The sequence below is a fragment of the Nocardiopsis tropica genome (assembly GCF_042660575.1).
Lineage (GTDB): Bacteria > Actinomycetota > Actinomycetes > Streptosporangiales > Streptosporangiaceae > Nocardiopsis > Nocardiopsis tropica.
This window is the reverse complement of sequence record NZ_JBHSUF010000001.1, coordinates 70,691-97,471: the sequence shown is the minus strand read 5'-3', so window position 1 is coordinate 97,471 and position 26,781 is coordinate 70,691. Positions and strand designations below refer to the sequence as shown.

The following is a 26,781-nucleotide window of genomic DNA, read 5'->3' as shown; positions in this document are numbered from 1 at the left end:
CGGTCGTGCACCTGGTGACCCGGCATTGGGGGAACACCGCCTACACACCGAAGCAGGTGCTCAGCATCCCGCTCGGTTATGACCGGCCCGTGACGCCCGTCGGTGCCGTCCTTCCCAAGGCACCCGACCCCGAGCTCCGAAGCGCCCTGGACCGATGCGCTCGGGTGGTGGTGGGCTTTGACGGCAAACTGGGTGACTCCCTTCTCGCCTTCGGTGCGGTTGCCGCGGTCACCGACGCGCTCACCTTGCTCGGACGCACCGTCCCGATCAGCTCGTTGGCCCGGTACGGGTGCCTGTACCCGACAACGAGCACAGCCTGTTCGCGCGGCTGCTCTCCACGGCTCATCATCGGCGACGACGCCGGTGTGCGGCTGGCCCGGCCGACCGAGGATGACCACGTCCTCCTCTGCTATCCGGAGCAGGCCCATTGCCGCGACGACGGCCAACGCGCCCACACCCACCTGCCCGCGCGCTACTACCTGGGGTTGGAGGAGCGGATCGGCCTCCGGCTGCCGGGTGAGCCGCCATTCCTGCCGCCCCTGGCCCGCAGTGCCGCTGAACCCGCCGGGGAGGCGTTGACGATCGCGGCCGTCACCGCGACCAGTTGGCCCGGCCGCAAGGACTACGGAGCCGAACGGTTCACCGACGCCGCCCAGATCATCGGGGAACGGTCCGGCCGTCATGTACGGCTCCTCGTCGTGTCCGGCCACGACAAGTCGGCTCCCCGACCGCCCACGGATGCGGCTGGCGTCCAGACCGAATCGGTCCCGGGCGCCGGCCTGGCGACCCTGATGGACCTGTTCGCCCGCTGCGACGTGGTCTTGGGCAATGACACCGGGCTGACCCACCTGGCCGCGCTCGTCTCGGCCAGGGCCGATGTCATCGGGCTGTACGGGCGGCACTCCCACAGCAAATGGCGAACCGGGCTCGGCCATCACCACGCGCTCGCCACGCCCTTCTCCGAACGCATGCACCTCCGGGACATGTGCCCGGTACGCGATGGATTGGACGACACCGATAACAACGGACGCGCCCCGCTGTCCGCGATCTCCCCGGACCTCCTCGCGGACACCGCTCTACTCGCTCTGGAACGGAGTGGCGCATGAGGGCACTGAATCTGCTCCCACGCATCGGGGCCCCGCTGAGGTTCACCCGCAACCGGCTCTACCCGATCGACACCCCGCGACGGCGCCTCATCGCCAAGCGCATGCCCGACCACGACGAGGCCCGCGCCGAGGTACGCGGCCACCGTCTGCTGAGCGACTGGTACCCGGTGCCCGCTCTCCACTACCGCGCCCGTCTCCTCGGCCGTACCGTCCTGGTGTACGAGCGGCTGCCCGTGGACACCGACCGCGGGCTGCTCCTGGACCTGCTCAACACCCCCGACACCGCCGACCACGCGCCCCTGGACGGCTACATGCGGGAACTGACCAGCACCTATCTGCGCGTCTTCACTGAGACCGCTGAGCTGTGCCCGCCCTCCGCCGTGGCCGGCAAGCTCTACCGAGACCGGGCAATACCCGGAGGGCGACTCGATCACTACTACGCCGACCATGACCTCCCGCTGACCGGAACCGTGGACGGGCCGGAATTCAGTGACCTGGCGCAGACGGGCATGTACGTCAACGGGAGCCACTACCAGCTCGACTGGTCCGGAGCGCTCCGCTGGCTCCGCACCGCGTTCGACTCTCCCGTCTGGAGCGTGATCAGCCAGGGCGACCCGACCGACGTCAACCTCGCCGTTCCCCTTGCCTGGCTCGACTACGACACCGCCGGGCGCAACGCCATCGCGGGAGAGATCGCCAACTTCAGCTTCTACATGACCGTCCTCGGGGGATGGCTGGTCCCCACTCTCAACCCGGAGGCGTTCACCCAGCATCCCGCCACGTTCGACCGTGTTCCCGTGAACACGCCACACGTCAGTACCCGCCTCCAGGCGGGCACCGTCCACGTCCACTTCACCGACCGGCTCGCCCTCGCACGATGGCGGGTGCTGTCCCACTACTGGGAACGGCTCGTCCGCCCACTCACCGCTCGTTACTTCCCTGGGCACGCCCTCTCCGATGCTCTCCGCCCCTACCTCGCGATGCGAATCATCGGCGTGTTCAACCTGGCCGAACTGGCACCGGACCAGCGGCTGTACCTACTCGCCAAGCTCGCACAGTGCATGGCTCCCGACTTCTCACCCTGGAGCTTCTTCAACCTCACGGAGTCCTCGTGCCCTACACACTGAACGGCCGTCTGGCGCTGGTGACGGGGGCCACCGGGGGCATAGGTTCGGCCATCGCCCGCACGCTTGCGCACTCCGGTGCCTGTGTGGCGCTGGCCCACTTCGACGCACCCGATGACGTCCACGAACTCGCCCAGGAGATCAGGAGCATGAGCGGAGAAGCCGAAGCCTTTGCAGCGGACCTGCGCTCGGCCACCGCTGCCTCTGACCTCTACGAGCGTGTTCACGACTGGATGGGGGCACCGGACATCCTCGTCACCGCCGCCGGAGACTACCCCCGAACACCCCATGCAGACCTCACCTCGGGCCGCTGGGACGAGTGCCTGTCCCTCAATCTGACCGCCCACCACCTGCTGGCGCAGGCCGCCGTACCGCAGATGATCTCCCGCTGCCACGGCCGTATCGTGACAGTCGGCAGCGTCCTAACCCACACGGGCCGCCGCGAACTGGCCGACTACATCGCGGCGAAGGCCGGCCTCGAAGGGCTCACCCGCGCACTCGCACGCGAGCTCGGCGAACACGGCATCACCGTAAACTGCGTGGCTCCTGGCTCTATCCGGGTGCCTGCCGAGGGCAACGTCGTCCCTGATCCCGTCGCCATGGAGAAGCGACAGCTCGCCCGCCAGTGCGTACAGCGTCGCGGACACCCCGAGGACGTGGCCTCCGCCGTCGCGTTTCTCGCCAGTGATGAGGCTGGATTCATCACCGGTCAGACACTGCGTGTGGATGGAGGGTGGGTCCTTGGCTGACCTCTACCTCATGCGGCACGGACACTACGTCGGGCACCGTCCGGGCTACCACGCACCCGACGACGCGGAGCTCTCGCCCCGGGGCCGCAGAGAGGCGATCGTCGCCGCACAGGTTCTGCCACCCGTGGCCGCGATTGTCTCCAGCCCTCTGCCACGCGCGCTCCAGACCGCCAAACTCCTGACTAAACATTCCGGGATCCCCTTGCTGGAGCCCGTCCCCGACCTCCGGGAGTGGCGCAGCCCCACCGCAGTCCAAGGGCTCCCCCCTGACGAGTTCCCCGAGGACTACACCCGCTGGCGCGTGCGACGAACCCTTGACCCCACCAACAGATACAGGGACGGAGAATCCCTACAGGAGTTGAGTGAACGGGCCGCGTGTGCCCGCACCCGGCTGTCCATCTTCGTGGAACAGGAAGGTTCCCTGTTGGTGGTCTCGCACACGCTCTTCCTCTCCATGTTCATCAGCACCGAACCAGCCGCCACCGCGTTCAGCAACGCCACACGCAGCCCATGGTCGTTCCTTGAGATCCGTCACCGCTAAAAGTCATGCCCGTGTGGTTGGTGGCCTCATGGCTGGCTTCGGCCGTCAGGCGTTGAGCCACTCCAGCGCCTCTGTGGGCAGCCATCGAGGCGGTCACCTCTGCCGACGCACTGTCGGCGGCGGGGACCTCAGCAGCGCGCATGCTCTGTATGACAATGCGCTGTCGCTCGCCGTGCGCTGTCTGGACAAGGACGGCGTCACCCGGGTTCGCCGACAGGTCATGGACGCGCGCGGGCGTAGCGACGAGAACTCGGTCGCCTCCGGTGAGCACATCCGCGGTTTCGGCATCGAGGAGTTCGGGGAGATCGTCAGCCATATCGCGGGGAAGATCAGCGGGGTCAACCTGACTTTCACCAGCGACGGCGAGCGCTCCGCCCACATCACCGGCAACGACCGTTCGGTCAAGCTCCGTCTGGGGCGGGCCCCGAAAGATCTCATCCGCGACCTGCATGCCATCGAGGAGGTGTGCGATCGGCCCGACCCTCTGCCGGAGTTTGAGTTCATCACCCACGTACTGCCGTTGCGGGACAAGTCGGACCTGGCCCAGCACCTGGACGAACGACTCGACGCGATGCTGGGGACTGGCGATCTCAGCCGAGTCGCCCTAGCCGTGCCGTCCGAGTGCAGGGAAGGATTCGACGCGACCGAGACCTTTCGGGTCAAACTGGTCGGCCGTACGCGGAACCTGTCCGAACTCGACGCTGACGTTCTCACGTTCCCTCTCCGCGAACGCCCTGTGGGAGAGCGCCTGAGCACGCTGCGCAAAGGCAAAGTCCAGATGTTTTCGGACACCGAGGCCAAGGAGACGCTCAGTGGCGAGGTATCCGCCTTGCGGTGGCTCACGGCGGAGGTCACCGAGAACAACGTCCACTACTTTCTGTGGCAGAGCCAATGGTACGAGGTGGGAACCAAGTACCTGGAGACCGTCAAGCGACGGGTCACCGAACTGCTCGCCCGGCCCAGCAGTATCACCCTGCCGCCCTGGCCCAAGGACAAAGACGAGGGGTCCTACAACAAGCAGAATGCCGCGAAGCAGAAGGGCTACGTCCACCTGGACAAGAAGAACGTGCACACCGCACGGCTCAACGGCGGCGGCTGGGAGGTCTGCGACGTGCTCGGTCCCGAAGGCCAGCTCATCCACGTCAAGAAGGCCCCCTCCGGCACTGCCCCACTCAACCACCTCTTCGCACAGGCGAAGATGTGCGTCGAGACGCTCAGGTACGACACCGAGGCCAGGCAAAAGTTCGCCGAGAAGCTCGACGAACTCGCCCCCGGTCATCCGGCCGACCGAGGTTTCAAGGAACCAACCGTGGTCCTCGGCATCCTTCTCAAGGAGGGGGAACCGGTGACCGTGGACTCCCTCTTCTCCTTCGCCCAGATCTCCCTACTGCACACGGACAACGTGCTGAAGGGCCTGAATGCACGACTTGAGGTCGTCTCCATCAGCAGGTGATCCCAAGCCAATGCGGTCTCCACTCAACATGGGTGCCGTCCATCTCGGCCTGTAGTGCACCCGCCCGGGTGCACCAGGCAGGCCAACGGTGTGCACCCTCCGGGTGCACACCACCCAGCGCAACGCGGGGCAACCCGGCACAACTAGGTGAACACCTCTCCCATGACCTGCGAATTCTCACATCACCGCAGGTCAACCCCCTCCCCCACCAGCATTCAAGTCCCGTCACTCACCCCAGAGGCACAAGCCCCTGACCAGCGCAGACGCGCAAGGGTCAGGGGCTTTTGCGTGTGTGGGGGTGCACGGGGACAGGAATATGCCTGGTGCCAGAAGGCCCCCTCCGGCACCGGCCCGCTCGACGCACCTCTTCGCCTGGGCGAAGAGGTGCGTCGAGACCTCAGGCACGACACCGAGGCCCTGCAGAAGTTCACCGAGAAGCTCAACGGACTCGCCCTCGACCACCCGGCCAACCGGGTTCAGGGAACCGACCGTGCTTCTCGGCACCCTCCTCAAGGAGGGAGAGCCGGTGACTGTGGACCCGCTCTTCTTCGTCCAGAACTCTCTGCTGCACACGGCCAGCTTCCTCAGGATCCTGGGCGCGAAGCCGGAGGTCATCGCCGTCAGCCGGTGACACGAAGCGTCCACCGTTGGCAGAACCCGAGGACGCCCTCCACGGCTGGCCGGAACCGGGAGCCGGCCGGTCGACCGCAAGAACTCCCCAAAAAGCACTTACAGACCACCAGAAACACCAAAACCACAGGCTTCTCGACACACACCAACAAAACAAATGGCCACGAGCACCAATTTTTGAAAAATGCTTCCTGTCGTTCTGACAGGAAGCTAGGCTCAGCGCATGCAGAACGAAACGTGGCAACCACCCTCCGTGCTGTTGACCGTTGACCTCGTCATCCTGACCCTGCGGTCCTCAGCCCTCCACGTCCTCCTCATCGAACGGGGCATCGACCCCTACAAAGGTGAACTGGCCCTGCCCGGCGGCTTCATCGCCGATGCCGGTGAGGACGTCTTCGACGCCGCCTGCCGAGAGCTACGTGAGGAAGCCAACCTCGACGCGACCGAACTCCATCTGGAGCAGTTGGGTGCCTACGGAACCCCTGGACGGGACCCGCGCGGACGCATCGTCTCCGTCGCCTATCTCGCCATCGCCCCTGGCCTGCCCGAACCCGAGGCCGGTACCGACGCCTCGGCTGCCTCCTGGCTTCCCGTCGAGGAGTTCTCCCAAGGCCGCAGACAACTCGCCTTCGACCACCGGCAGATCCTCGACGACGGGCTGGAAAGAGCCCGCTCGAAGATCGAGCACACCTCGCTGGCCGCGGCCTTCTGCGACGAGAGCTTCACCATCGCCGAACTGCAACGGGTCTACGAGGCGGTGTGGGGGTTCGAGCTGGACCCGCGCAACTTCTACCGCAAGGTCCAGGCGGTACCGAACTTCCTCGCCCCGGTCGTCCCGGACCGTCGCATCACCAAGGGACGCCCCGCCCGCCTCTTCCGTACCGGCCCCCAGCAGATACTGCGTCCGCCGATGATGCGCCCCCTACCCCCGACCCAGAGTGAGGACGAAGAATGAGCGACGACCTCGTGGTGGTGCTGACCGCCCTGAACCTGGAGTACAAGGCCGTGCGGGAGCGGCTCCACTTCCCCGAACCGCACCTGCACGCCCGGGGTACCCGGTTCGAGATCGGAACACTGCCCGGCGGCCGTGGACGCGTCGTCCTCGGGCTCACCGGTAAGGGCAACCAGTCGTCGGCGGTGCTGGTCGAGCGGGCCGTCCAGGAGTTCTCACCGGCCGCGGTGCTCTTCGTGGGCGTGGCCGGAGCCCTGTGGGACACGCCTCCCCTGGGTGACGTGGTCGTGGCGACGCACGTGTACGCCTACCACGGCGGAACCAGCGAGGACGACGGGCTCAAGGCCCGGCCCCGCGCGTGGGAGTCACCGCACGGCATCGCCCAGACGGTCGCGCACCTGGCCAGGATCGGCGAGTGGGCCAGGCACACACCGCCGGAGAGGCCGCGCCCCCAGGCCCACCTGGGCCCCATCGCTGCCGGAGAGATCGTGCAGAACTCGCGTATCTCCCGCGAGGCCGAGTGGATCAGGCAGACCTACAACGACGCACTGGCCATCGAGATGGAGGGTGCGGGCGTCGCCCAGGCCGGTCACCTGAGCGGCGCACCGGTGGCGATCGTGCGCGGCATCAGTGACCGCGCCGACGGCACGAAGGCCACCGAGGCGGACCGTGAGTGGCAGCCGGTCGCCGCCGCGAACGCCGCGGCCTTCGCCCTGGACCTCGCGGAAGAACTCATCAAACAAGAGGAGTCCCCCGGCATGCGCAAGGACAGCAACTCCGGTGACGGAGGCAACGTCACCAACACCGCCTACGGGAGTGTCGGCGTCCAGGCGGGCCACGTGCGCGACAGCACGTTCCATGTGTCCTTCGCTGCACCCGGGTCCGGCGGGAGCGGGATCACGGACGAACTCGCCGCGCTCAGGGAGAAGCTGGCGCGGGAGCGCTCGGCGGGACGCATCGACGAGGACACCCACGAGGCGGCGTCGGCCGAGATCGACATCGCCGGCAAGGGGATCGAGGAGGGAACACCTGAGAGCAGGAAGACCTCGGTCCTGGCCCTGAAGCGCCTGCGGGGGCTACTCGGCGACCTGGCGTCGCTGGCCGCGCAGGTCGCGACGCTGATCACCGCGGTGAAGGGGCTCTCGTGAACGAGCACGACACCTTCACCACCACCAACACCGCCGAGCCTGGTTCCTTCGTCGGAGCCCAGGTCGGGCAGATGCACAACTCCAATGTGTACGTGTTGAACCCCGACGACCCGCCCGAGCGCGAATACATGGTGGGACGTCAGTATCTCAACGATGGGATTCCGAGGAAGGCGCGTAAACACATCGAGCGTGCACGAGCACAGGGGGTCGACGACTCTGAAGTTCGCTTTCACTGGGTCTTGGCGATCCTCAGTAAACGCTCCTACCGGGATCTCGCGAAAGAGGAGCGCGCACTCCTGGCCGATCTGTCCGCACGAACGGGACCAGGAGGGCGCAACGGGTGGCGGAAGGGGCTGAACGTCGTCTTCGCTCTGCTGTCCTGCGTGGACGGGTCCGGTGGGGACTCCGACGCGGCGATGGACCAACTGCGTTCCCTGCCCGAGCCGCAGCACGGTCTGGTCCTGCGCCACCTCGAGCTGGTGCTCACCGGCAGCATGAGGCAAGGTGTGTGGCATCAACTCCGGGAGAACGCCGCAGAGGCACAGGGTGCCGGTGAACGGATTAACCGCGTCTGGGCCTATTTCGCGCCGAAACCCGCCGAGGCTCGGGCCAGGTATCCTGCACCGAAGTCCACTTCTGGCTGGGATGCCCTCAGAGGACTGGTCCTGGCAGGTGTGTTCCTGTTCGCCGTTGCGACCATGATGAAATCCGCCCTCGCACAGGGCAGCCTGCTGGCACTGGTCTCCTGCCTGGCCGTGTTCGTCTTCGGACCGGTCGCGGGATGGCACGTCACCCTCTGGAACCACCAACACCGGCGAAGGATGGCCAAGGAACGCGAGTACGGTTACCTGTTCTCCTCCCCGCCCCCTCCTAAGGGAGGTTTCACCGACCAGGTGACCCACGATTTCGACCACTACTTCGCCAAGTACGCCCCTGCAACGAAGAGCAGGAGCACATGGCTGGAGCAGACGAAGGGCGTACGGCGCTCCCTGTGCGACGAGGTTGCCCGGACCTACCGGGAAACCGGCATCGAGACCGATCGGGTGCGCTGGCTAATCCGGTTCATGGTGCGTGATGTGCGTCGGCGCTGGCTCACAGACCAGCCCTTGGAACCACACGAACTACACAAGGTGGACACGGCGACCAAGATCCGGTGCGTGATCCTGTGCCTGCTTCTGGCGGCGGCGACAGTGAGCACCGTAACCACCGCCTTCCAACAGGCACCTGTGGCCGCGGTAGGCAGCGCCTTGCTCACGGTGATCGCCGGCTGGTTCGCGATTCCCCTGTGGATGAAGATCTACAGCGAACACCGACGCTACGACGAAGAGCTTCAGGAGAGGAAGGAGATCCTCGGTACTCGGCAGGACGAGTACGCGAGGTGGAAGGGCAAACTCGATGACCTGCGCCCCACGGAGACGGAGATGGAGGCCTGGCTGGATGCGGACAAGACTCTGCTCCTCGACGAGACCCTGAAGCACTACCGTCTGGCGTGGCACGAGGTCACCACGCACGCCTTCCTCACGACAGCCAAGCGCCCCTGCAAGTCGGCCCACGTACCGCGCGGCCCCTGGCGCCATTCGAAATACGAGATCCGGGTCTTCCTGGTCACTGACGAGGGGGTTCGCGAGGCCATAGCCGTTCTCGACTTCGAGCAGGCACAATGGCGGACCAACTCACGGATCAACTACCGTTTCGACGCGGTCTCCTCGGTCCAGATCGAGATAGTGAGCGCACGCAGCTATACCTTGAACATCACGCTGACCAACGGCCCCACCAAGAGCATCATCGTGCCCGAGGCTCCCACCCATGATGCGGTGGACGAGGAGTCGCGGGACGAGGCCTCAATGATCAACCTCGACGCCGCCGGATTCTCCCACACGCTCCGCATTCTCGAAGGCATGGCCGCCGAGGGAAAACCGTGGTTCGAGCGCGCGACGGATCCTCCACCCGCTTTCGCGTCTGAGGCTTCCGAGCCCGATGCTGCTTCGGATGCGGGTGCTGCCTCACCGGTACGGAACGGCACAGCCCGACGCGAACGATCAACCCAACCGCTTCCGGATCGGGTGGCCCCCGTACCGTGAGTATCCGGTGCACCCGCGAGGGTGCACCAGACGGGCCCAGGGCGTGCACCCGGAGGGTGCACGCCGCCCAGTGAAACGCGGGGGCAACCCGACGCAACCGAGCACCCACCTCCGCCCCTACCTGCGGCTTCTCATGTCGCCGCAGGTCAGGGCACTCCCCCACCACAGTTCAAGTCCCGTCACCCACCCCAGAGGAGAGAGGCCCTGACCAGCGCGGAAGCGCAGAGGCCAGGGCCTCTCCCGTGTCCGTGGGGAAGCGACGGCCACCCTGTCCGGCGGCGGAACAGCGGGGGAACCGGAGCCGGCCGCCCTGGTCGTCGATCCCCGCACGTGGCAGGATGACGCCCATGTCCCAAGCACCCCCCTTCGGGGTCCCCCCGAACTCCCCCCGGCCCGGTTCCCGGCCGGGCGCCTCGCCGCAGCGCCGACAGGGGTCCCCCGCGGACAAGGCGATCACGATCGTCCTCATCTGCCTCGCGCCACTGGTGTGCCTCGGGACGAGTGCCTGGGGCTTTTTCTCGGTCATGGCGACCGCGAGCTGTGGAAGCGACTGCGGCGGCGCCGTCGACACGGCCGTCCCACTGATGATCTTCTCGCCGTGGGTGGTCTGGCTGATCGTCACCGTCTGGTCGATCGTGCACCTGAGCAGGAGGAGGCCCGCCGCCTGGGTGATGCTGCTCGGCCTGGGGGTGGCGACCGTGATCTACGTGGCGGCGAACATCGTGCTGTTCATCGGCGTGGGCTGATCATCCGCGCGCACGGCGACCGCGCTCGACTCCTCGCCCTCCGGAGCGACCTTTCCGGGCTCCGGGCGGGGCACCCGCCCGATCTCCGCGCATGCCGGTGGCGGCCCGGAGTCCCCCTGTGCGGTGCCCACGCGCACAGGCGGTTCCGGACCACCGCGGCTTCCGGCGGCAGAGCCCCCTGCCGGGCTCTGCCGTAGATGCGTCCGGCTTCGGGACGAGCACCTCTCCTCTCGGCGCGACCGTGCCGTCACCGCAGGCGGCCACCGCGTCTTGTGGCCGGTGCGGCGACGACGGTTCTCCGACCGCTTCCGTGCCCCGCCCGCCGCGGCGCTCGGAGAGCGGCCTGCCCGACCCCTCGGGCTGCCGCCGGTGCGTGCCTCCGCCCAACCGGATTCCACACCGGGAGGGACGGGTGCCGTCGTCCGTCAACCGGTTCTCCGTGGCCGGTGAACCGGGGAGCGGTTTCCGACCGGGCGGACCGGAGGTCCCCGGGCCGGGGTGGACGTCCCCCCGCCCTGCGGTCGGCGGCTGCGCGGAGCGGCCGGGCGCACGGCCCGTTCCCCCCGCCGGGGACGGACCTGTCCACCCCCGCTCCGGAGCCGGTCCGCGGCGCCGGGGCCGGGAACACGTGCGGCATGGCTTCCCACGACCCCGGGGACGGTGCCTCCGGGAAGGCCGGGCCCTCCCGCGGACCGGTCCGGTGAGGGGACGGGGGAGTTCTCGTCGTGGACGGCGGCGCGGTCCCCGGCCGGCCCGGCATCAGCGGCCCCGCGCGGGAGGCTGCCCGTGAGCCCGGCCGGGCCGACGGCCTTGCCCGGGTACCGCGGCGCGCCGTGGTCGACCACCAGCACCGGCGGCGCGCTCCCGACGTCGAAGCGGAGCCAGGCCGCGGTTCCGGACTCGTCGCGTTCACCGAGCCGGAGGTGGAGGTGGGACTCCCCGTTGTCCACGGCCCACCGGTAGGCCTCGGTGACGTCGAACTCGACACCCCCGTCCACGGGGCAGGCGGCCTGCCCTCCCGTGATGCTCCGGGTGTCGAGCAGGGCGCGGGCCTCGGGCTGGTCGTTCCAGGTGGTCCCTCCGTGGAAGGGGTCGACCCGGTGCACCTGCGCGTAGGAGGTGCTGTCGCAGTCGTAGGACCACACCACCTCGGTACGGAGCACCGCGGAGTCGACGACGGCGCCGGAGCCGGGCGCGACCGGGAACCGGAACAGGGCCCTGCGGGTGTAGACGCGGTCCCAGGCGAGGCGCCCCGTGCCCACGCTGGCGGTCTCGGCGCCGCCGTAGGACCGGTCGGGGAAGGCCCGGTCGACGTAGGTCCACGCGGAACTCCCGGCTTCGGTCCGGCCTCCGCCGGAGCGCACCTGTTCGTGAGGGCCGTCCGCGTCGGAGCCGGTCGGCCCGGGGGCCCCGTCGGCCGGGTCGGCGGTCCCCCGCGCGCCGCTCAGCTCCTCCCGGGCGCCGCGCTCCCCGGAGGCGACCGGCCCGCCGGCGGCCGGGGCCTCATCGTCGGCCGCGACCGGGGCGGCGGCCAGCAGCGAGAGGACCAGGGCGAAAATCGCACAGGCCGTCGTCGCACGGGGCAGGGAACGACGCATGACGGGGGGTGCCTACACATTCCGACTATGACCGAAAAAGAATACGGGCGGGACATGCGGGCCCCGCTCCGACAACCAGGAAGTTATCAAATTCCCGCAGCGGCCCACAAATCCCAGCGGCATAAATACAGACCAAAAACAGAATTACTACCACCGGAAACACGGTGCCATCCGCAACGACCTCCGCACAGAAGAAATCGAACACATGATCGACCTTTAATCGGCAACCATCGAACTGCGCTTCACGTCGGTCCGAAAATCGGCCGCTTCCCGGGGTTCAGGGACACACGCCCTCCGCGACAGCGCCTCGCGAGGGAGGGGCGTCCGCGCCCCCGGCCGCTCCGGCGGGTCCGCCATGACACGGCGGTCGCCCCGCGAACCGGGGTGCTTGTTCCGTTCCGCCTCCCCGCCGTCATTCCCGGGCAGCGCGGCGGCGGGTCGTGGAAGCGCGCCGTCCAGAACACGGACCTGGCCGGCCGGACAGCACTCCACGCCCGGCGGGGATCCGCCTTTGACAGAAACCCCTTATCCACAGACTCTTTTCGGAAATCCGGAAAACGCATATACGTCGCTATCGATGGTCGGGCGCTCTTCCCGCCGCCCCGTCCCGGCCGGACGCCGTGGGGCGGGCCCGGTCGCCTCCGGCTCCCGCCGGGACGGCCTCCCGGGGCTCACCCCTCTTCGGCGTCGTCCTCGGACCGTTCCCCGGGTGGGCGGATGCGGCTGGCGAGCCGGTAGTCGGCGCGGATGTCCTCGTAGACGACCCCGGTCATGACGGGCCGGGGAAGCCCCGAGCGGTCGCTGCCGGCGGTCCCCTCCTGGTTCGGCTCCCCCCAGGGCCGGGACACGACCTCCGGGGCCTCGTGGAAGACCAGCTCGTCCGCGGTCGCGGAGGCGCTGATCTCCACGTCGTACTCGGTTCGTTTCCGGTCACCCATGGTCTCCACCCCCGTCTGCCGCCGGGCGGGTCCGCGTCCACCGGGCCAGGCGGCCCCGGGCCCTACTTCCGGGCCCTGCCGCCGGTGCCCTTGGCCGTGCCCCCGGCGCCCTTCCCTGTACTCTTCGCCGCGGTCCCGGCGCCCTTCCCTGTACTCTTCGCCGCGCCCTTCGCCGCGGTCCCGGCGCCCTTGGCCGCGGCCCCGGCACCCTGGCCGGTACTCTTCGCCGCGCTGCCCGCACCCTTGCCGACGTCCTTCGCAGCGGCCCCGGCATCCTCGGCCGCGCCCCCCACGCCCCTGCCGACGTCCTCCGCAGCGCTTCCGGCTCCCGCGCCGACGCCCTCCGTCGCCTTCCCCGCCCCCGTGCCGACGTCCTGCACCGCGCTGCCGGCTCCCGCGCCGACCTCCTCGACGGCGGTCCCCGCACCGGCGCCGACGTCCTCCACGGCCTTCCCCGCGCCCCGGCCCACGCCCTCCACGGCGCCTCCGGCACCCCGGCCCAGGGCCCCCACGGCCTGTCCCGCACCGCCCGCGACCTGTTCGAGCGAGGTCCCCACGCCCCGGGTCACCTGCTCGAGGATCTGCGGGTTCGTGTCGATGGTCTGCAGCACCCGGGTGATGATGTCCCGGACGTTGTCGAGCCGGACCTTGAGCAGGGCCTGGGCCTCGACGCCCTTGATGTTCAGGTGGACGCGGCCGAGTTCGACGTCCGCCCCCACCTTCAGTTTGAGCAGGTCCAGCACCTCGGCCTGGAGCGATACGGAGGCCAGGAGGTTCTCGACCTCGAGCTCGATCTCGTCGACCTTCAGGACCGGCACGTCGAGGAGCACGTCCGTCTCCTCTCTGCCTGGGTCCCGGTGGACGTCCTCCCGGAGGGGCTCCGACTCCTCCTCCGCACCGTCGGACCGCCTCGCCCGCGCGGTCCCCGGCTTCGCGGTCCCCTCGTCCGGTGCGTCGCCCTTCCCCGTTCTCCTGCCGCCGGCGCGCGTGGTCCGCTCCTTGCCCTTGCCGGTCTCCTGGGAACTCTGGTTCACCGTGTCGGCACCCTTCTGCGTGGTCCGGGCACACCCGGCGGCCCCTGCGCCCTCCCGGGGATGCGGTCTGCCCGTCGTCCATGGCGCGAACACCCGCACCGAACGCCCTGTTCGCCACCGCTCGGGAAGCGCGGGTGTGTCCGCCCCCTGTACCCGCGACTGCCGCCGGAAAAACCGTTCCCCCTGCTCAGGGCGTCTCCTGCGACTCCGTCCCGGTGCTCCCCGGCGGTGCGTCCCACGCCCGGGGCGGCTCAGGGCGGCGCCCCCTCCGGTCCCGGTCCGCCGAGGCGGCGCAGCGCCTCCTCCCAACGGCTCCGGCGCTCGTCACCGGTGAGCTCCCACCAGGGGGTCCCGCGTTCGCCCAGGCCCTCCTTGGCCAGGGCCACCCGGGACCGTGCCAGCCGCTCCGCCCCGGGATCCCGCGAGCGCAGCGCCGCCGCCACGTCCCTGCGGGCCGACATCAGGTGGCCGACCAGGTCCTCGCGCACCCCGTCCGGCAGGTCGGGGTCGCTCGCCCGCCACCGCCGACCGCCGATCACGACGTGGCGGCCGTCGGCGGTGCGTTCGGGTTCCCGCATGTCGGGAACCCTGCCCCGTGGCGCGGGAGGCCACACCGGCCGCTGACCGGCCGGGCGCCCTCCGCCCGTCCCCGCGGGCCGGGGGCGGCGCCGTGCACGCCCCCGGCGCCACCGGCTCAGCGGGCGGGGGCCACTCCCACCGCCACGGCGAGGTCCTGCCAGGACATGCCGGACCCCTTGAACACGTTGGGGCGGTCGGTGCTGCGGTGCGCCTCCCCGCGCACGAGGGGTGCGAGGCCGACGAGGTCCTCTGCGGTGAGCGTCCCCTCGCCGATCGCGAGCACGACGTCGCCGCACTCGCGCAGCGCGGCGCCGCGCTCCTCGACGACGACGTGGGAGCGTCCCATCAGTGCCGCGTCGAGTTCGCGGCGGTCCGGTTCGTGGGAACCGATGGCGACCACGCAGGCGCCGTCGCGGACGAGGGAGCCGTCGAACAGGGGCTCGGCGGCGGACGTCGCGCACACGACGATGTCGGCGTCCGCGACGTCGGCGGCGGTGCCGGCCTCCGCCGTGATGCCGTGCGCGGCGATCTCGGCGAGGGCGGACGCGACCTTGCCGGGGGTACGGCCGATCAGCCGGACGTCGGCGAGGTCCCGGATCCCCGCGATCGCCACGGTATGCGAGACGGCCTGCGGACCGGTCCCGAACACGACGAGCCGTGAGGCGTCGGGCGCGGCGAGCCGGTCGGCGGCCACGGCGGAGGTGGCCGGCGTGCGCAGCGAGGTGAGGGCGACGCCGTCGACGAGCAGGCGCGGTGTCAGCGTCCGCGCGTCCATGAGCATGTAGACGGCCTGGATCCGCGGGAGTCCGCGCCCGGGGTTGTCCGGGGACACGGACGCGATCTTGACGCCGACCCACTCCCCCAGCGTCGAGGGCATGAGCAGCAGGTGGCCCTCCCCTGCCGGGGCGTGGGCGCGGGCCGGGTCCCCGGCCGGGTCGAAGCCGTCGAGCAGAGCGCTCTCGACCAGTTCCCGTGCGCGCGAGGGGCTGATCCGGGCGCGGACCTCCTCCGCGTCGACGAGGGGCAGGCCGGCGGGTGCGGGGTTCATGGGGTCACCTTGTCGTTCTCTCTGGCGGCGATCGCCGCGGACTCCTTGCGCACGATCCGTCCGGAGAGCGAGACCGCGCAGATCGAGATGGCCGCCAGGACCACCAGGTACGCGGCGATGGGCCACCAGGCGCCGTCGAACCGGGCGAGCAGCCAGGTCGCCAGGAGCGGCGCGGTGCCGCCGGCGAGGGCCGCGCCGACCTGGTAGCCGAGGGTCACACCGGTGTAGCGGACGCGCGTCGTGAAGATCTCCGAGGTCAGGGTGCCGAGGGTCGCGGTGACCGGGGGCCACACGAGGCCGAGGCTGATCACGACGGCCGCGTACACGGCCCAGTCCATCCGGAGGTCGAGCAGCATGAAGAAGGGGGCCGCGAAGGCGGCGATGAGCACCGCGCCCCCGAGGAACACGGCGGGGCGGCCGAGCCGGTCGGAGAGCCTGCCCATGAGCAGGATGCCGAAGGTGCTGACGAGGGCCCCGGCGCTCACGGCGTTGAGGACGACGGACTGCTCCATGTCGAGCGTGCCCGTGGCGTAGCTGACGACGAACGTCGCGAAGATGTAGAACGGCGCGGTCTCGACGACCTTGGCGCCGACGGCCACGAGCACGGAACGCCAGTGGTCGCGGAGCGTGTCGATGATCGGCAGCTTGGCGACGTCGCCGCTCTCCTTGGCCTCGCGGAACGCCGGGGTCTCGGCGAGGCCCTTGCGGATCCACAGGCCGACGAAGACGAGGACGACGCTGGCGACGAACGGGATGCGCCAGCCCCAGGACTCGAACGCGGCCGCGGGCATGAGGCTCACGAGCGCGAAGGCGACCGTGGACATCAGCATGCCGATGGTGATGCCGGTCTGGGGCACGGAGCCGAAGAAGCCCCGGCGGTTCTCGGGCGCGTACTCGTAGGCGAGGAGGAGGGCGCCGCCCCACTCGCCGCCGATCGCCAGGCCCTGGACCACGCGGCAGAGGATCAGCAGGACCGGGGCGAGGACGCCGACCTGGTCGTAGTTGGGCAGCAGGCCGATCGCCACGGTGGCGCCGCCCATGAGCGACAGGGTGATGACGAGGGTCTTCTTGCGGCCGATGCGGTCGCCGATGTGGGAGAAGACGATGCCGCCGAACGGCCGGATGAAGAAGGTCAGCGACAGCGACAGGTACGACAGCATCAACGAGATCAGGGGGTCGTCGTTGGGGAAGAACTGCTTGTCGAAGATCAGCGCGGCGGCTGTCGCGTAGAGGAAGAAGTCGAACCACTCGATGGTGCTGCCGCTGAGGCTGCCGATGAGCACCCGGCGGTTGGTGGCCGGTTTTCCGACCGTGGACTGTTGCGGTGACACGCACAACTCCTGGGGGTGGGGGCCGACGTGACGTGGGCCTCATGAAGGGGACTAGTGCAACGTACAATTTCACATTGCACTTAGGCAAACCCTCGTGACCTGGCCGGTTCCCGGACCGCCGCCGTCGCGGAGGCCGTGTCAGGACTCGGGGAGGCCCGCCCAGACCCCGCGCACGTGCCCGAGGTGGTGCCTCATGAGCGCCTCCGCGCCCGGGGCGTCGCGGGCCTCGACACGGTCCAGCAGGGCGTGGTGCTCCCGGGCCGTGGCGGTGAGGCGCCCCTCCTGGTGGAGGCGGCGCAGCGCCGACAGGCGCGACATGCCGCGCAGGCGCCGCACCTCCTCGACGATCCGGGCGTTGCCCGCGATGGCGAGCAGCTGGAGGTGGAAGGCCGTGTCCGCGGCGACGAACTCCCGGAGCTCCCCCGACTCGGCGGTCTCCGTGAGCCGGTCCGCGAGCGGGCGCAGCCGGGCGACCTGCTCGGCGGTGGCCGTCCCGGCGACACGGCCGACGGTCGGGACCTCGATGAGGGCTCGCAGCTCGATGATCTCGTCGAGCGCGACGTCGCCGAGTTCGACCACCCGGTACCCGCGGTGCCGGATCGTCTCGACGAGGCCCTCCCGGGTCAGCTCCATCATGGCCTCCCGGACCGGGGTGGCGGAGACGCCGAGGCGTTCGGCCAGCGCCGGGGCCGAGTAGATGGTGTCGGGTGCGAGCTCCCCGGCGACCATGGCCTCGCGCAGAACCTGGGTCACCCGGGAGCGGAGGCTCGTGGGCTCGGCGAGCGACCCGAGGACGGGAGTCGTCCGGGCCCGGCGCGCGTCGATGCTCATGCGGTGCGTTTCCTCCTCGGGCGGGCTCCTGTCGCTCCCAGGATGCCACGCTCCCCGCCGGGGCCCGCCGGAGCGGGGGTTCCGGGCCCTTCCCTGCGGTGCTCCGTCCGGCTCCGGAGGCGGCGCCGCGCGCGGTCGGCCCAGGTCACCCACGGCATTCCTCGCACTCCCTTGGGTTTGTCCCGGCTCGGACCCGGGCAGCGGCACGAGTGCGGCACGAGCAAGGTCCGCGACCACAAGGGAGACGACATGATCCGCAAGCTGTCCGAACTGGGCGTCACCTCCGAAATGGCCTACTGCGCGGGCGCAGCGTCCATCGGCCTGACCATTCTGACGTGGCTGGCGTCCAAGAAGAAGGAGGACGCCGGCAAGGACGCGGCCGAGCGCAAGGGCCTGTTCGTCGGTGAGTGGGCGCCGACCTTTTTCGCGCTCGGGGTGGCGCTCAGGCTCGAAGAGGCCAAGAAGTAGGGCCGCACAGCAGAGCGGGCCCCGTCGCGAGCTTCGCGGACGGCAAGCCCGGCCGGTCTCCCGGCCGGGCTTCGGCGTGTCCGGCGCGGCGGTCCGGGACCTGCGCTCCGCGGAGTCGGTGCTGCGCCGCGCCGCCCGCGAGATCGACGACCACCCCCTGGACGCCGCCCGCGGCGCCGTGCTCTCCGCGAGGGTGCGCGCGGTCGTCGCCGGGGCCTGCGCCGGTGTGCTCCCGCGGGGATCCGTGGGGAGGGCGGGGTTCCCGTGTGCGTCCGGGCCGGGCCGGCGCCCGGTCGGGAGGTCCCGGGGACGGGGACGGAGACGCGGGACGGCCCCGCACGGTGGGTACCGTGCGGGGCCGTGCCTTCCCGCTGTGTTCGGCCTCAGTGTGCCGGGCGGGCACCCGAACGCGGGAAGTCCGGTGCGGCGTCGCCCCCGGGGTCACCGAATCCTTCGGCTCCGGGCGAGGCCGCTGAGCCAGCTGAGGGGGCTCCTGCGGGGCCGGCGGCCGCGCGGAGGGGTCCTGCCGGCCGGGAACCGCAGCGGGTTCCCGGGGCCGGACGTCCGCACGGGGCGGCCGGGCCGCCCCAGGGGGCCGCCTCCACGGGCCAGCGGGTTGCGCCCCGGCGCCAGCGGATTGCGTCCGCGTGCCAGGGGTGTGCGGGCGGCGGGTCGCCGTCGCGCCGACGGAGCCCACTTGGCGGTCAGGCTCCTGGCCTTCCTCAGGGGGTTCCTCATCACGGTTCTCCTCCTCGTCAGCGCGGAACCGCGCTGTCTCGGTCGGTTCGTGGCGGCGTCGTCACCGCAGATCTCCCGGGCGCGGTCACCTCATCGCGGCGCCGAAGGGCGCCGTGGTCGTTCTCCCGGGGGCTCCCCACCGGAGCCCTCCCCGGTCCTCGGCCCCCGCGGTGCGCCGACCGCGCTCCCACCGTCGGCGGGGCCCGCGGGCCCTCGCCGGTCGGAGGACGCCGGGCCGCGCTCCGTGAGCGGTGCCCTGCGCCTCCTCGCCGTCCTCACAGGGAACGTGCGGTACGGAAGGGAGAAATAATCACGAAAAAGATACTTTTTTCATGCTCATCTGCCTTGCTACCCCAACGTGTGGTAATGATGCAGTTTCTTTGAGGAAAGCTCGTACGGCGGCGTACCCGGATCCGCCGGAGGAGGGGAGCCGGGCGGGATCACCGCAGCTCGGAGCCCCCGTGGCCGGCTCCCGCGCCCTCACGAGATTTTCTGCCGCGCCGGCGCCCGGGGCCCGTCCCCCGGCGGGTCCGGGGCGGGAACCCCGCTCAGTGGGGCGCGTCGAAGGAGCCGGTGCGCTGCCCCGTGCCGCCGTCGAGCCCGGGAAACGCCTCGCGGACGCGGACCGCCACGTCGTCGAAGCCGCCGAGCCCCAGGACCCGCACCTGCTCGCGCGCGAACTCGGCCCGGGCGTCCTCGTCCTCGACCGCGTCGACCAGGCTCCGGATGATCGCGACCTGGACGTCGCGTTCGGCCGCCTCGTGGCCCTCGGTCTCGGCGGGCCACCAGTAGCTCTCGAAGCCCTCGCTGTCGACGTCGTTGCCCGGCCCGGCGGGCTGCGGCGGCCCGTCGCCGAGCGCGTGCTCGTCCGGCGCCCCGACCGGATCGGCGACGCCGCCCCCCTCGCCGAACGGCGCGTCCAGGGGGTCGGCCTCCCCGAACGGGTACACGCCCGGGCGCGTCGGGGGAACCACCGCGGCGGCCTCCTCCAACTCCTCCTCGGCGTCGCGTATCGCGTCGCGCAGCGCAGCGTCCTTGCGCAGCGCGGAGAGGCGTCGCAGCCGCTCCGCGTCCTCGTCCGCCAGCCGCAGGCTCACGTCCTCCGCCCACACCACGATCCCGCTGCCCAGGACGGCCTTCTCCACCGCGAGCAGGGCGGCGAGTTCGCACTCGGCCGTCCCCTCACGGGCGGGGTCGGTCCCGCTGACCAGGTCCGACGCCCGCGTGACGACGGCGAGGACCGCCGGGGCGACCGGGTTGCGCAGGCCCAGGTCCACGTGGCCGGACCAGCGCCAGTGGACCGTCGCGGAGAAGTACAGGTCGTGGTCGGCGACGGCGCTCGGAAGCGCCACGGGGCGGATCCGCGTGCCCCGCGCGCCAACGGGCCCCTCGGCCCCGGGCCCCGCCTCCGGCTCGGGCGGGTCCGACGCCCCGGACCGCCCCTCCGCTCCGCCGGAACGCGACAGGTAGGCCGTCAGGCACAGCAGGACGACCGGGGCCCACAGCAGGGCCCAGGGGCCGACGAGCGGGTACAGCAGACCGGGGACGAGGGCCACCGCCGCGGCGGCGGCGATCAGGCGTGCTCGGGTGACGGGGGTGACGGTGCGCCTCCTCTCGCGGCGAGGCCGCGGCGGACGGTGCCCGACCGGTGCCCTCTGGTGGGCGGACGCGGCCCGGCGGCCGGGAACGCCGCGACGGGGGGTCGCGGCGCCGTCGGCGGGGCGGCGTCCGTACAGGACAGTGTGCCCGAGATCCGGAGCGCGCGTGCCGGGAACACACCAGCCCGGGGGCCGTGTGGGGAACATCCGGTCACGGGAAGGTGTCCGCTCTGCCCAGGTTGGGCGAACACCTCCCCTCGTGTTGCCTTGGAACACCACACAGGTCGCCGGAACATAACAGAATGCGATCACCAGTTCCGCGGCCCTTCCGGTCGCCCGTCCCCGAACCCGCTCGCGGAGCACACCGAATGCCTGCCACACCTCCCGGGGCCGAACGCCGGTTCCGCCCCGAGGTCCAGGGACTGCGTGCCGTCGCCGTCCTCCTGGTCCTCGTCTACCACCTGAACCCCGCCCTGCTTCCGGGCGGCTACGTCGGCGTCGACGTCTTCTTCGTCATCTCCGGCTTCCTCATCACCTCGCTGCTGTACCGCGAGGCGACGGCGCACGGACGCGTGTCGATCCGCGGCTTCTACGTGCGCCGCGTCCGGAGGCTCCTGCCCGCCGCGACGGTCGTGCTCCTGGGCACGGGCGTCCTCTCGTTCTTCGTGCTGCCGATCACCAGGCTCACCGACACGGCCTGGCAGCTGGCGGCCTCGGCGCTCTACGTCGAGAACCTCTACCTGGCCCGGCAGGCGGTGGACTACCTGGCCTCCGACACGCCGCCCAGCCCCGTCCAGCACTTCTGGTCGCTGTCGGTGGAGGAGCAGTTCTACGTGGTGTGGCCGCTGCTGTTCGCGGTGTGGGCGCTCACGCGGCGGCGCTGGCGGACCACCGCCCGCGCCCTCACGGTGCTCCTGGGGTCGGTGCTGGTGCTGTCCTTCGCCTGCTCGGTGGTGCTGACCTCGCAGGAGTCGGCGTCCGCGTACTTCCTGCCGACGACCCGCGCCTGGGAGCTCGCGGCGGGCGGACTGCTCGCCGTGGGCCTGGCCCACGGCAGCCTGCCGGAGAGGGTGCGCGCCCCCCTGGGCTGGCTGGGCCTGGCCGCCGTCGTCGCCTCCGCCGTCGCCTACGACGACGCCACCCCCTTCCCCGGTTGGGCGGCGGCCCTGCCGGTCCTGGGCGCCGCTGCGGTGATCGCCGCCGAGCAGGGGTCCGGACGCCTGACCGCGTCGGCCCTCCTGGGCACCGCGCCGGCCCGGTGGGTGGGGGACGTGTCCTACTCCCTGTACCTGTGGCACTGGCCGCTCATCGTCTTCGCGCTCGTCCTCACCGGCCGGGACGGGCTCGGCCCCTTGGACACGGTCGTGGTGGCGGTCCTGTCCGTGCTGCTGGCGTGGGCGACGAAGGTGTGGGTGGAGGACCCGGTGCGCGACCGGGGCCTGGTCCGGAGCGGGCGGTCCGCGCTGGCCGTGGCCACCGCGGGCATGGTGTCGGTGGCGGCGGTGGGCGGAGCCGCGTACCTGCAGGTCGACCGGTCGGGGTCGGTGACGTTCGACCCGTCGGTGCACACCGGTCCGGCCGCGATCGGCCGGTCCGCCGACTCCGAGGGGGAGTGGACGTACCCCTCCCCGGTCAGGGCCGAGGACGACCTGCCCCTGCTGTACGACGACGACTGCCAGGCGTCGAAGGAGGACAGCGACCCCGGGTCGGCCCAGTGCGTGTACGGGGCGGAGGACGCCGGGACGACGGTGGCGGTGGTCGGGGACTCCCACAGCGCCCAGTGGTTCCCCGCCCTCCACGAGATGGCCGAGGAGAGGGACTGGCGGCTGTTCCTCTACACGAAGTCGTCCTGCGCGTTCACGGACACGATGACCGCGGACGCCGAGGGCGGCGCCTACGAGGAGTGCCGGGAGTGGAACCGGGGGGTGGTGGAGGAGTTCGCGGAGCTGGCCCCGGACCTGGTCTTCACCAGCTCCTCCACGACCAGCCGCCCCTTCGGCGCCGAGACGATCGAGGAGGGCAAGACCGCGATCGCCGAGGGCATGCACCGCCTGTGGCAGGACGTGGCCGAGGTCTCGGGCCCGATCGTCGCGATCCGGGACACCCCCCGCCACCAGAGGGACGTGGTGGAGTGCGTGTCGGCCAACCTCGACCAGCCGGAGCGCTGCGAGGTGTCCGAGGGTGAGGCCTTCGAGCACGCCGACCCGCAGGAGGAGGCCGTCCTCGCGCTGGGGGACGAGGCGCACATGCTCGACCTCAGCGACCGGTTCTGCGTCGACGGCGCGTGCCCCGCGGTGATCGGCAACGTGATGATCTACCGGGACGCCGGGCACATCACGGAGACCTACATCCGGCTGCTCGCCCACGACCTGGGCAGCCGCCTGGACCGCGCCCTGTCCTGAGCACGCCGCCCGACGGGCCCGGCGCCCCCGGCGGCGGCCGCTGCCGGTCCGGGGGAGAACCGCGTGAACGTCGTCCGTCGCACGTCCCTTCGCAAACCGTTGTCACGATCGCCGAAAAACACATTTCCAGAGCCTCATGAGCACCATATAAAGCTCTTCAGTGCATAATCGGACGTTTTCGGATGGCACACGAAAGCGCAGGTGGAAGGCCGGAACAATCCCTCCGAGGGCATGCGCGACCCCGGGAATGTGTCGCGTGCGTTCTCCCCGTCGGCGAAGGCCTCCGCGAGTATGATCGCGGAATACACCGGCCGCGCCGTGACAGCGCTGCGCCGTGGTCGTTCCGGAGGCGAAAGGCGAATCGGATGGGGTCGCACGACGGCGGAGGGTCGGCGGAGGTCGCCGCCGGGAGCGCCGCCATCGCCGGGAACGCCGTGGGCGGCGACACCGCCCCCTCCCCGGACCACCGCGTCCGCATCGGTGACGCACTGCTCCCGGGGCTTCCCCACGGACCGGCGGGGACCCCCTTCCGGATCGGGTTCCACCTCACCGGGACCGGCCTGCTCCACGTGCGCGGCCGGGACCCGGCGAGCGGGCGGGCGACCGGTTTCGACGGACGGATCGGCGGGACGGGCAGGGCGGGAGCGGAGCGGGCCGAGGAGGCCGTCGCCATGATCCGCGCCTCCGGCTGACCCGGCGGGGGTTCCGCTCCGCGGAGCCCCCGGACGACGCCGACGACCACCACGAGCGCGAGGGGAGCGGCACGGCACGATGCCCTGGAACGCACAGGACCGCAGACGCCACGAGGGCGAGGAGGCCGCGCGCACCCTCACCGCGGCGGTGGAGGCGGCCGACGACGAGGCCCCGGCCGACGGACTCGAAGACGTGGAGCCGATGCCGCCGCGCGGAGCCCGCGCCCGCGTGGACGGCCGCGACGTGGTCGTGTCGTGGCAGCCCGTTCCGGGCCCGGCTGGTCCGGTCACCTACCGGGTGGTGCGGCGGACCGGCCGGGCCGGGACCGCGCGCGAGGTCGCCGTGGGCGAGCTGTCGGGGACCGAGATCACCGACACCGAGGCCCCGGTCGGCACGGACGCCCGTTACGCGGTGGTGGCGGTGCACGGCGGCCGCGCAGTGTCGGAGCCGGTGGAGACCTCCCCGGTGACGATCACGCCGGAGGTCTGCGACCTGCGCGTACGAGCGGGCGAGGCGTCGGTGACCGCCTCGTGGCAGGCCCCGGCGGAGGCGGTGCGCGTGGACGCGTGGCGGCGCGAGGGGGCAGCGCCGAGGGGGCCGGGCGACGGGGTCAGGGTGGAGACGGACGGCGCCGGGTTCCGGGACCGCGACGTGCGCCCGGACGCGGAGTACTTCTACCGGGTGCGGGCGGTCTACCTGACCTCGAACGGGCACGCCCGTGCGTCGGAGGGGCTCGTCCTCCGGGCGACCCCCGGGCCTCCGCCCCCTCCGGTGCTCGACCTGACCGTGTCGGCGGACGACGGCACGGGGGTGCGGGTCCACTGGACCCGGCCGCCCCGCGGCCGGGTCGTCCTGAGGGTGGGCCCGGAGCCGTCCAGGTGGGAGCCGGGAGCGGTGGTCGGTCCCGACGAGGCGGCCGCGCACGGCCCCGAGGCGGTCTGGGAACCGGAACCGGAACCTGTACCGGGACCGGAACCGGTCCGGGAGGGGGACCCCGGGCCCGGACGCGAGCGGGCGGAGCTGCTCCTGGGCGCGGGGATCAGCCACGTGCTGGCGGTGACGGTCGCCGGCGACCGGGCCGTGGTGGGCCGCTCGGTGCGGATCGCGACCGCGCCGCCGGTCGGGGGGCTGCGCGCGGAGCGCTTCGACACCTCGGTCCGGCTGGGGTGGACCTGGCCGGACGAGGCCGCCGCGGCCCTGGTCTCCTGGACGCCCGAGACCCCTGGGGGGCCGGAGCACACGCGGGGACCGGACGGGTCCGGGAGCGCGCGGTGCACCCGGCGCCAGTACGGGGCGGACGGCGGCTTCGAGGCCGCCATGGGATCCGACCCGGTGCGGGTGAGCGTCCGCACCGTCGTGGTGACGGGCGGCGAGGAGGCGGTGGGCGCTCCCGTGTCCGTCACCGTGCCGGGCCGGGCGGTGATCTCCTACCGCGTGGAGACGGCCGGCCTGCTGCGGCGCGAACGCGTCGTCCACCTGGTCGCGGACCGGGCCTGCGCCATGCCCGAGGTGTCCGTGGTCTACGCCGAGGGGGAGGTGCAGCCGCACTCGGGGGCCCAGGGGCGTGTCCTGGCGACCCTGCCCTCCCGGCGCCTGGACGCGGGCGAGCGGGTGTCGGTGCGCGTGAGGCCTCCCCGGGGGTCCGGCCCCGGCTGGCTGATGTGCTTCCCCGCCGCCGACGACGACCGCGCTGCGCGCCTGCGCCAGCCCTCGGTGAAGGAGCTGCGCCTGTGAGAGCCCCGACCGCGTTGCACGCCCTGAACCCCCTGGACGGCCGACGCCTCGTGTGCCCCTACTGCTACTCGGGTTTCACCGAGCGCCTGATCCGGTTCCGGTGCACCGGGCGGCCCGGCCCCGGCGGGAGGGTCTGCGCCCCCGTCGAGGACACGGCGGTCCGGACCCACCTGGGACGCCGCGAACTGCTCCCCCCGGTGTTCGGGGCCGACGGGCGGCGGGCCCTCGCGGTCTGCCCGGAGTGCTCGTCGACCACCGGCAAACAGGTGTGCGCCACCTGCCACGCGCAGCTGCCGGTGAACTTCGGCCGCACCCGCAGCCGGCTGATCGCCCTGGTCGGCGCCCGCGACGCGGGCAAGACCGTGTTCATGACGGTGCTCATCCACGAGCTGATGAACCGGGTGGGCGCCAGGTTCGGCGCCTCGGTGGGCGGCTCCGACGACCACACGCGCCACCGGTTCCGGGCCGACTACGAGACCCCGCTGTACGAGGAGGATCGGCTCCTGGGCGCCACCCGGCGCACGGGGACCACGCGTGAGCCGCTGGTGTTCCGGTTCACGGCGCCCCGGCGGGGGCTGACCGGACGGCGGCCCCGGCACACCCTGCTGTCGTTCTTCGACACCGCCGGGGAGGACCTGACGTCGGAGGAGAGCGTCGAGGCGAACCTCCGGTACCTCAACAACGCCGACGGGGTCATCCTGCTGCTGGACCCGCTCCAGATGGAGGGCGCGCGCAGGCTCGCCCCGGCGGGGACGAGGATGCCCGCGCCCGGCCGCAACGCGGGACGGCCGCTGGACATGCTGGGCAGGGTCACCGACCTGCTCCTGAAGCGGCCCGGAGCGGCCGGCCGGCTCATCCGGGTTCCCATGGCGGTGTGCCTGACCAAGATCGACGCGCTGCACGGCCAGCTGGACGCGGGGTCCCCCCTGCACCGGCCCCAGCCGGGGGAGCCGTTCTTCGACGACTCCGACAGCCAGGACGTGCACGCCCAGGTCCAGCAGCTCCTGCACCGGTGGGACGGCGGCGGGATCGACGGGCACGTGCGCAACCACTACCGCAACGCCCGCTACTTCGGGGTGTCCGCGCTGGGCTGCGCCCCCGACGACGGGAACCGGGTCCGGGGAGGGGTGCGCCCCTACCGGGTCGCGGACCCGTTCCTGTGGATGCTGGGCGAGTTCGGGGTGGTCCCCTCCCGAGAGGGCCCCTGAGCCGCGGCCGCCCCGGGGAGGCGTACCCGCAGGGCCGGTCCGCCGGCCGCA

23 protein-coding genes are annotated in these 26,781 nt (G+C 71.4%); 15 read left to right on the top strand and 8 right to left on the bottom strand.

What is annotated here, in order from left to right; all coding sequences use genetic code 11:
• The first annotated feature begins 5 nt into the window (after positions 1–5).
• From ACFQBR_RS00420 to ACFQBR_RS00375, 10 genes are all read left to right on the top strand, one after another.
• Positions 6–1,106, top strand: a complete 1,101-nt coding sequence (locus ACFQBR_RS00420; protein WP_378551692.1) for a glycosyltransferase family 9 protein — start codon at positions 6–8, stop codon at positions 1,104–1,106.
• Complete coding sequence (locus tag ACFQBR_RS00415) at positions 1,103–2,233, top strand: hypothetical protein (RefSeq protein ID WP_344179463.1); 1,131 nt, start codon at positions 1,103–1,105, stop codon at positions 2,231–2,233. Before ACFQBR_RS00420 ends, ACFQBR_RS00415 begins: the two co-directional genes overlap by 4 nt.
• A complete protein-coding gene (locus ACFQBR_RS00410; protein WP_344179465.1) occupies positions 2,218–2,979 on the top strand; it encodes an SDR family NAD(P)-dependent oxidoreductase in 762 nt (253 codons plus the stop codon). The genes ACFQBR_RS00415 and ACFQBR_RS00410 overlap by 16 nt, the downstream gene beginning before the upstream one ends.
• Entirely contained in the window at positions 2,972–3,520 is a 549-nt protein-coding gene (locus tag ACFQBR_RS00405) for a histidine phosphatase family protein (RefSeq protein WP_344179467.1), read from the top strand. Before ACFQBR_RS00410 ends, ACFQBR_RS00405 begins: the two co-directional genes overlap by 8 nt.
• A 28-nt stretch (positions 3,521–3,548) precedes the next feature.
• Positions 3,549–4,973 (top strand): DUF6119 family protein, encoded by a 1,425-nt coding sequence (locus ACFQBR_RS00400; protein WP_344179469.1) that lies wholly within the window; start codon positions 3,549–3,551, stop codon positions 4,971–4,973.
• 490 nt (positions 4,974–5,463) lie between these two features.
• Positions 5,464–5,604, top strand: a complete 141-nt coding sequence (locus ACFQBR_RS00395; protein ID WP_344179471.1) for a hypothetical protein — start codon at positions 5,464–5,466, stop codon at positions 5,602–5,604.
• Between the two features lie 222 nt (positions 5,605–5,826).
• Positions 5,827–6,558: an NUDIX hydrolase gene (locus tag ACFQBR_RS00390; protein ID WP_344179473.1), complete on the top strand. Its 732-nt coding sequence runs from the start codon at positions 5,827–5,829 to the stop codon at positions 6,556–6,558.
• Positions 6,555–7,703, top strand: a complete 1,149-nt coding sequence (locus ACFQBR_RS00385; RefSeq protein ID WP_344179475.1) for a 5'-methylthioadenosine/S-adenosylhomocysteine nucleosidase family protein — start codon at positions 6,555–6,557, stop codon at positions 7,701–7,703. The genes ACFQBR_RS00390 and ACFQBR_RS00385 overlap by 4 nt, the downstream gene beginning before the upstream one ends.
• Positions 7,700–9,784 carry a hypothetical protein gene (locus ACFQBR_RS00380; protein WP_344179477.1) on the top strand — a complete coding sequence of 695 codons (2,085 nt, stop codon included), beginning with the start codon at positions 7,700–7,702 and terminating at the stop codon, positions 9,782–9,784. Before ACFQBR_RS00385 ends, ACFQBR_RS00380 begins: the two co-directional genes overlap by 4 nt.
• A gap of 347 nt (positions 9,785–10,131) precedes the next feature.
• Positions 10,132–10,530, top strand: a complete 399-nt coding sequence (locus ACFQBR_RS00375; RefSeq protein ID WP_344179479.1) for a hypothetical protein — start codon at positions 10,132–10,134, stop codon at positions 10,528–10,530.
• A 425-nt stretch (positions 10,531–10,955) separates the two neighbouring features.
• Here ACFQBR_RS00375 and ACFQBR_RS00370 read toward each other — a convergent pair whose 3' ends face one another.
• The 7 genes from ACFQBR_RS00370 to ACFQBR_RS00340 form a co-directional block, all read right to left on the bottom strand.
• Entirely contained in the window at positions 10,956–12,128 is a 1,173-nt protein-coding gene (locus ACFQBR_RS00370) for a DNRLRE domain-containing protein (RefSeq protein WP_344179481.1), read from the bottom strand.
• Between the two features lie 671 nt (positions 12,129–12,799).
• Positions 12,800–13,066 carry a hypothetical protein gene (locus tag ACFQBR_RS00365; RefSeq protein ID WP_344179483.1) on the bottom strand — a complete coding sequence of 89 codons (267 nt, stop codon included), beginning with the start codon at positions 13,064–13,066 and terminating at the stop codon, positions 12,800–12,802.
• A gap of 62 nt (positions 13,067–13,128) precedes the next feature.
• Positions 13,129–14,100, bottom strand: a complete 972-nt coding sequence (locus tag ACFQBR_RS00360; RefSeq protein WP_344179485.1) for a hypothetical protein — start codon at positions 14,098–14,100, stop codon at positions 13,129–13,131.
• Between the two features lie 251 nt (positions 14,101–14,351).
• Entirely contained in the window at positions 14,352–14,678 is a 327-nt protein-coding gene (locus tag ACFQBR_RS00355; protein ID WP_378551685.1) for a hypothetical protein, read from the bottom strand.
• Positions 14,679–14,794: 116 nt separating this feature from the next.
• The gene (locus ACFQBR_RS00350; protein ID WP_267946107.1) at positions 14,795–15,727 is read right to left on the bottom strand and encodes an ornithine cyclodeaminase family protein; all 933 of its coding nucleotides are present in this window, start codon (positions 15,725–15,727) and stop codon (positions 14,795–14,797) included.
• Positions 15,724–17,058, bottom strand: a complete 1,335-nt coding sequence (locus ACFQBR_RS00345) for an MFS transporter (protein ID WP_267946108.1) — start codon at positions 17,056–17,058, stop codon at positions 15,724–15,726. The genes ACFQBR_RS00350 and ACFQBR_RS00345 overlap by 4 nt, the downstream gene beginning before the upstream one ends.
• Positions 17,059–17,196: 138 nt before the next feature.
• The gene (locus ACFQBR_RS00340; protein ID WP_267946109.1) at positions 17,197–17,889 is read right to left on the bottom strand and encodes a GntR family transcriptional regulator; all 693 of its coding nucleotides are present in this window, start codon (positions 17,887–17,889) and stop codon (positions 17,197–17,199) included.
• Between the two features lie 249 nt (positions 17,890–18,138).
• On the opposite strand from ACFQBR_RS00340, the gene ACFQBR_RS00335 reads away from it, so the two are divergent.
• Positions 18,139–18,357, top strand: a complete 219-nt coding sequence (locus ACFQBR_RS00335) for a hypothetical protein (RefSeq protein ID WP_267950482.1) — start codon at positions 18,139–18,141, stop codon at positions 18,355–18,357.
• 1,286 nt (positions 18,358–19,643) lie between these two features.
• Here the strand turns inward: ACFQBR_RS00335 and ACFQBR_RS00330 are convergent.
• Entirely contained in the window at positions 19,644–20,651 is a 1,008-nt protein-coding gene (locus ACFQBR_RS00330; protein ID WP_378551682.1) for a hypothetical protein, read from the bottom strand.
• Positions 20,652–21,061: 410 nt separating this feature from the next.
• Between ACFQBR_RS00330 and ACFQBR_RS00325 the strand changes: the two genes are divergently transcribed.
• The 4 genes from ACFQBR_RS00325 to ACFQBR_RS00310 all read left to right on the top strand — a co-directional run bounded on the left by ACFQBR_RS00325 (position 21,062) and on the right by ACFQBR_RS00310 (position 26,730).
• Entirely contained in the window at positions 21,062–23,095 is a 2,034-nt protein-coding gene (locus ACFQBR_RS00325; RefSeq protein ID WP_344179492.1) for an acyltransferase family protein, read from the top strand.
• Positions 23,096–23,460: 365 nt separating this feature from the next.
• On the top strand, positions 23,461–23,787 hold the full coding sequence (locus tag ACFQBR_RS00320; RefSeq protein ID WP_344179494.1) for a hypothetical protein: 327 nt from the start codon (positions 23,461–23,463) through the stop codon (positions 23,785–23,787).
• Between the two features lie 79 nt (positions 23,788–23,866).
• Positions 23,867–25,522, top strand: coding sequence for a fibronectin type III domain-containing protein (locus tag ACFQBR_RS00315; protein WP_344179496.1), 1,656 nt, complete (start codon positions 23,867–23,869; stop codon positions 25,520–25,522).
• Positions 25,519–26,730, top strand: a complete 1,212-nt coding sequence (locus ACFQBR_RS00310; RefSeq protein ID WP_344179498.1) for a TRAFAC clade GTPase domain-containing protein — start codon at positions 25,519–25,521, stop codon at positions 26,728–26,730. The genes ACFQBR_RS00315 and ACFQBR_RS00310 overlap by 4 nt, the downstream gene beginning before the upstream one ends.
• Positions 26,731–26,781: the final 51 nt, after the last annotated feature.